Origin of the sequence: Agilicoccus flavus (assembly GCF_014857905.1) — a bacterium.
In the GTDB taxonomy this organism is placed as follows: Bacteria; Actinomycetota; Actinomycetes; order Actinomycetales; family Dermatophilaceae; genus Agilicoccus; species Agilicoccus flavus.
The window spans coordinates 152,100-158,099 of sequence record NZ_JACYXE010000011.1 but is presented as its reverse complement, the minus strand read 5'-3'; the positions used below and the strand labels follow the sequence as shown (position 1 = coordinate 158,099).

Below are 6,000 nucleotides of genomic sequence, written 5' to 3'. Positions count from 1 at the left end.
TCGTTCTGAGCGGCGACGTCGCGCGAGCTTGCAACTGTGCCCGAGCGGGACGAGCAGCACCAGCGGCCGGGGACATCCGGGGGAAACGTCTGCCCTGCGGACGGGTCGGCCAACGCTGCGGCGACGGCACGCGAGCTCGCGAGTGCACCCGAACGCGACCACCAGCACCCGCACCGACAGCCCGCCCGCTCGCCAGTACACCCGAACGCGACCACCAGCACCCGCACCGACAGCCCGCCCGCTCGCCAGTACACCGGAGCGCGAGTGCACCGGAGCGCGAGTGCACCGGAGCGCGACCAGCAGCATCTGCGGCGACGGCACACGAACTCGCGAGTACACCGGAGCCGGAGAGCGACCGCCCATACCAGCGGCAAAGGTGACGGTGCGCCGGTGCAGTCGGACGCGGCCACCATCACGAGCGAGACACAGTCGTCCGCGCGTGGTTCGAGGAGCTGCGGCCGCAGCCTGCACCTGGGCGCCGGGACGTCGGGACGTCGGGACGTCTCGCCGGCCCGCGGCGGCCGAATCCATCGGGCCCGGCGCAGCGGCCTCGCGTCAGGCGGTGGGCGGGAGGCGGTCGTCGCCGGGGGCGCGACCCGGGCCGCTGGCGTCGTCGATGTCGACGTCGACCTCCTCGCGTCGCACCTCGCCGGAGAAGGTCTCCTCCTCGACGACGGTGCGTCGCTCGAGCCGCACGCGCTCGACCGGCACCCACTCGAGCGTGACGACCGGGCGCTGCTCGTAGAGGACGATCTCGGCCGCGTCGTCGGTGCCGTCGACGCCGGCGCGTCCGTCGCCGCGCCCCGTGCGGTGCCCGTCGCCGCGCCCGGCCTCGTGCCCGCCGCCGTGAACGCCCGCCTGCGCGCCGTCGTCCACGCCGCCCGCGGTGGCCTCCATCGGGAGGGGCATGCCCGCGGCGTCGGGGGTGAAGCCCGTCATCGCGGCGGCACGCGAGTACTCGGCCTGGGCGGCCGCGGCCGGGTCGTCTGCTCCGCGGGTGCGAGCCGAGCCCACCCCACGCTCCCGGTCGGCCTCGCGTCCCGAGGCCGGACCGGCCCCCCGCGGGTCGGCGTCGTCCTCGAGGATGTCGACCTCCTCGCGCTGCACGACGACGGTCAGCGTGCGCTCCTCCTCGACGATGCGCTTGCGGAGGCGGACGCGACCCGCCTCCTCGCGCACCGTGCGGACGTTCAGGCGCTCCTCGCGCAGGAGCATCGAGTCGTCGGATCCGGCGGACCGGCGGTCGTCTCGCTCGTCCCGGTCGTCGCCGAAGCCCGGTCGGGGCGTGCCCGCGGTGGTGTCCATGGTGTGTCCTCTCGAGGTGGGCCTATTGCGGTTGCCACTACCCGGACACTCCCACCCCGAACCTCACGACCCGGCTCGGGCCTCGAGCGCGACATCATGGGCCCATGCCCGACACCTTCCCGGACGAGACCGCCCTGCCCGACGGCTGGCTCATGCGCGAGCCGGACGAACGCGACCTGGCCGTGCTGGCCGAGCTCCGCGCCGACGTGCACCGGGCCGCCACCGGCTCGGCGTCCCCGGACGTGGCCACGGTCGTCTCCGAGGTGACGCTCGCCGGCTCGTGGACGCGGCGCCAGGTCGTGGCCGTCGACCCGGCGGAGGTGGTGCGCGCGTGGGCAGCCGTCCACGACCGGGCCGCCGGCCGCACCCTCGTGCACGTCACGGTCGAACCCGGTCTCGACGTCGAGGACGCCGTGGCGTCCGCGCTCTTCGCGTGGGTCGAGCGGGTGTCGCTCGTCGTGCCGCGCCGGCGCCGACTCCCCGGGACGCAGATCGACACGGGCGCGTTCGCCGCCGACGCGCGGCAGCAGCGGTGGCTGGCGGCGGCCGGCTACCGCCACACGCGCACCTGGCTGCAGATGAGTCGACCCGTCACCGGCGACGAGCACCACCCCGGGGTGCTGACGCCTCCCCGGCCCGGGGTCCGGGTCCGCCGGGTGCGGCGCCGGACGAACGGCCTCCCGCTGGCGCGCGACGTCCAGGCGATCCACCAGGTCCTCGAGGAGTCGTTCGCCGACCACTTCAACTCCTACCGCGAGAGCTTCCCCGAGTTCGTCCACCGCCTCCAGGAGGATCCCGGGCACGCCTGGGACCAGTGGTGGCTCGCCGTCATCGACGTCGACGGCCGCGAGGTGGCGGGCGGCGCCCTCGTCGGGTCCGTCCTCGCGCCCGACGCCGACGGGGTCGCCGGCAGCTACGTCGACTACATCGGGGTGGATCGGGTCGCCCGCGGGCGCGGCGTCGCCAAGGCCCTGCTGAACACGGCGATCTCCGACGCCGCCGAGCGCGGACGCAACCGGATCGGCCTCGAGGTCGACGACGACTCACCCACCGGGGCCGACGGCCTGTACCGCTCGCTCGGCTGGGAGACGTCGTACGTCACGCAGTCGTGGCACCGGGACGTCACCCTCTGACGTCCCCTTCTGCGCGCATCACCCCTCTGAGCGCACCACCCCTCTGGGCGCGGCGGCCCGCGCCGCGCGATCGCACGGTCGGGTCCGCGCCCTCGCGCCGACGCACCCCGGGCAAGGAGCCGCTGACCGGTCGGACGGACCGCCCGGCGGGCCCGCCGCGACGACGCGCCCCGCCCGGCGCGCCCCGGTGGCCGCCGCTGGGGATACTGGGAATCCACAGGGCATCGCACCGGACGCCCCCCGACCCGGAACGAGGACGGACATGAGCGAGAAGAGCCGACACGAGCGCGGCCCCGACCACGACAGCCCGGCCGGCGACTCCGCCGAGGGCGCACCGCGGCTCGAGTCGACGGGCGGAGCGGGCGAACGCGACAGCGAGATCTTCGTCAACCAGGCCTTCATCGACCGTCACGGCGTCGAGGCGGCCCGCAACTTCCAGGCGTCCGTCGAGCGCGTGTCCCTCGCGGGCCACGGCACCGACGTCGAGGCCGTCCACGAGCACCTCGGGCGCCTCATGGGCGAGTCCGGCATCGAGATCCCCCCGGTCGAACTGGAGAAGATCGCCGACCGCATCGCCCGGTCCGCCCACACGCACGTCTCGAACGAGGATCTGCACGAGGACGAGCGCGCCGACCAGCGCCTCCTCGACGGCGAGGGCTGAACCGCCGACCTGTCGCGCGCAGCACGAGGACGCCGACCCACCCGCGAGGGGGGGTCGGCGTCCGGGCGTTCAGGGGCGGTCGGGAGTGCGGGTCAGCTCTTCCGGCGGGAGCGGACCGCGTCGAGGACCCCCGCCACCGCCCCGGCCGCGGCGGCCGCGCCGAGGACGACGCCACCGACCGCCACACCGCCGGGGCCAGGCGACGGCTCGGCGTGGCGCATGGCCGCGCGCACGGCGTCGTCGAACCCCGTGAGCCCGCCCTCCGGCAGCCCGGTGTACCCGTCGAGGTCGGTCTCGCTGCGGACGACCTCGTGGATGAGGCTGCCGACGAGCGGCTTGGCCACCCCCGCCGAGACCGGCGTGACGAACCCGACCCAGTGGCTCGCGAGACCCGGCGTGAGCACCGGCAGGGTGACGACGATCCGCGGCCGCCGGCCCGTCACCTTGGCGAACCGCTGCATCATGTCGGCGTACGTGAGCACCTCGGGGCCGCCGATGTCGAACGTGCGGTCGACCTCCGGCGGGAGCTCGGCCGCGCCGACGAGGTAGAAGACGGCGTCGTCGACGGCGATGGGCTGGATCCGGTTGCGCAGCCAGCGCGGCGCCACCATGGCCGGCAACCGCTCGGTGAGGTAGCGCAGCATGTCGAACGAGGCCGACCCGTCGCCGAGGATGACGGCCGCCTGCAGGCAGGCCGCGGGGACGGGTCCGGCGAGGAACACCTCCCCGACCTCCTTGCGGGAGGCGAGGTGCTCGGACAGCTCCTCGTCGCGCGGGTGCAGCCCGCCGAGGTAGACGATGCGGCCGACCCCGGCCCGCGCCGCGGCGTCGGTGAACTGCTGCGCGAGGCGGCGGTCGCGCGCGCGGAAGTCGCCCTCGCCGTCCATGGAGTGCAGCAGGTAGTAGGCGACGTCGACGCCGTCCAGCGCGCGGTCGAGGTCGGCGTCCTTCGTCGCGTCGCCCTCCACGACCTCGACGCGGTCGGCCCACGGGGCGTCCGCGAGCTTGCCCGCCGAGCGGGTCAGGGCGCGGACGGTGTAGCCGCGCTTGAGCAGGGGCTCGACGAGCTGGGCGCCGATGTAACCGGTGACGCCGGTGAGCAGGACGGTGGAGGACATGTCACCTCACGAGGTCGAGAAGGGGAGGGAGGACGGCGAGCATCGCCGCCGACCAGGTCACGTGGAGGATGATCGGCCCGAGCACGCCCCCGGTGACCCGCCGCTGCAGCGCAGCGAGCAGGCCGAGGACGACGGCCGCGACGACGAGCAGCGGCACCCCCGTGCCGACGGTGGTGAGGGCGTACACGACGGTCGTCACCGCCACCGCGTGGCGCCGCCCGACGGCCGCGAACAGGGCCCCGCGGAAGAACAGCTCCTCGGCCACCCCGTTGACGAGGGTGATGACGGTGACCACGGCGAACGACCCGACGCGGGCGTGATCGAGCAGCTCGTCGACGGAGTCGGCGAGGAAGGGGATGCGGCCCACGACGAGCGCCCCCGCGATGAAGACGGCGATGACGAGCGCCGCGAGCGCGAGCGACTGGACGAAGGGGCGGGCCACCTCGGCGTCACCCGCCGTCGTCGCTGCGTCCGCCGAGGTCGCCGCGTCCGCCGGGGTCGCTGCGTCCGCCGGGGTCGCCGTGCGCCTCTCCACCTCGCCCGACTCGCCCACCCGGCCCGATCGGGTCCACGCGTGCCCGAGGTGCAGGGGCCCGGAGGCGAAGGCGCCGATCGTCCACACGGCGGCGAGAACGATGGTCCAGGTGTAGAACCGCGGGTCGCCGGGCGGGATGCGCAGCGAGTAGGAGAGGATCACCGAGCCCACGATGAGCGTGACGACGGCGACGACGCGCCGGCGGCGCACGGCCGCGTCGGACTGCAGATGGTCGCGCGGGACGGGGTCGACGAGCGCCGCGGTGAAGAAGGCGCGCAGTTCCGCCACCGGTGACCTCACGACATCCCCTCCCGACTCGGACCGGGCACGACCCTACGCTCTTTCGATGTTCGAAGCACTCGGATGGGCATCCGACGAGCTCAGCCCGGGGTGGGTTCGCCGAACGGCCACCCCACGCGCATCGGACCGGTCCCGCCCGGTTCGGCGAGGAACTCGACGCCGAAGGCGAGCGCGTACGCGTCCTCCGGGATCGCGAGGAATCCCTCGATGTCGGTCTTCTGGCTGCGGTGGCAGGCGAGCGCGGCGCGCTTGGCGTCGACGACGGAGGAGACGTCGACCGCCCAGTGGATCTCGTCCTCCGGCAGGCCCATCGGGTTGCCGTCGTCCATCGGGCCGTCGGGGTCGAAGTCCCCCATGACACCCTCGAGGCCGGCCTCCTTCGCGGCGGCGGCGCTGCGGCGCAACGCGTCCCGGTTCATCGTCGACTCGAGGAGCCGGGGCCGACGCGCGGCGAGTTCCGCGGCGCGGTGGGCCACGCGGTGGACCTTGACGTGGTCGGGGTGGCCGTACCCGCCGTGCCAGTCGTAGCCCACGAGGACATCCGCGTCCTCCTCGTCGAGGATCGCCGCGAGCCTCCCGGCGGCCTCGTCGAGGTCGGCGGCGTGGAAGCACGTCTCGTCGGCGTTCTGATCCCAGCCGGTCATGCCGGAGTCGGCGTAGTCGAGCCAGGCGACGCGGGCGGCCCCCGTGACCGTGGCCGACTCCTGCGCCTCACCCCGCCGCCGCGCCACGAGGGTCTCGCCGGGGACCAGGTCGTCGGGCACCTCGCCGTGGTCGCCGTTCGTGGCGTACACGACGACGACCCGGTGCCCCGCGCGCGAGGCGAGGGTCATCTGGCCGGAGGTCTGCGAGGCCTCGTCGTCGGGGTGGGCGTGGAGATAGACGATGGTCGACACAGCCACCATCGTGTCACCGACACCGACACCGCCACCGTCACCGTCACCGTCA

At 74.6% G+C, this 6,000-nt stretch carries 6 protein-coding genes; 2 read left to right on the top strand and 4 right to left on the bottom strand.

Annotated features, from left to right (window positions below):
* Positions 1-555: 555 nt before the first annotated feature.
* Positions 556-1,305 (bottom strand): YsnF/AvaK domain-containing protein, encoded by a 750-nt coding sequence (locus ICW24_RS16280; RefSeq protein WP_226346773.1) that lies wholly within the window; start codon positions 1,303-1,305, stop codon positions 556-558.
* A gap of 104 nt (positions 1,306-1,409) precedes the next feature.
* On the opposite strand from ICW24_RS16280, the gene ICW24_RS16275 reads away from it, so the two are divergent.
* Both ICW24_RS16275 and ICW24_RS16270 read left to right on the top strand, forming a co-directional pair.
* Positions 1,410-2,438 (top strand): GNAT family N-acetyltransferase, encoded by a 1,029-nt coding sequence (locus ICW24_RS16275; RefSeq protein WP_226346772.1) that lies wholly within the window; start codon positions 1,410-1,412, stop codon positions 2,436-2,438.
* A 262-nt stretch (positions 2,439-2,700) separates the two neighbouring features.
* Positions 2,701-3,099, top strand: coding sequence for a hypothetical protein (locus tag ICW24_RS16270; protein WP_226346771.1), 399 nt, complete (start codon positions 2,701-2,703; stop codon positions 3,097-3,099).
* Positions 3,100-3,191: 92 nt separating this feature from the next.
* On the opposite strand, the gene ICW24_RS16265 is transcribed toward ICW24_RS16270, so the two are convergent.
* The 3 genes from ICW24_RS16265 to ICW24_RS16255 form a co-directional block, all read right to left on the bottom strand.
* Positions 3,192-4,217: an NAD(P)H-binding protein gene (locus tag ICW24_RS16265; RefSeq protein ID WP_226346770.1), complete on the bottom strand. Its 1,026-nt coding sequence runs from the start codon at positions 4,215-4,217 to the stop codon at positions 3,192-3,194.
* Position 4,218: 1 nt separating this feature from the next.
* Positions 4,219-5,052 carry a CPBP family intramembrane glutamic endopeptidase gene (locus ICW24_RS16260; protein ID WP_226346769.1) on the bottom strand — a complete coding sequence of 278 codons (834 nt, stop codon included), beginning with the start codon at positions 5,050-5,052 and terminating at the stop codon, positions 4,219-4,221.
* Between the two features lie 80 nt (positions 5,053-5,132).
* On the bottom strand, positions 5,133-5,957 hold the full coding sequence (locus ICW24_RS16255) for a PIG-L deacetylase family protein (RefSeq protein WP_226346768.1): 825 nt from the start codon (positions 5,955-5,957) through the stop codon (positions 5,133-5,135).
* Positions 5,958-6,000 lie beyond the last annotated feature (43 nt).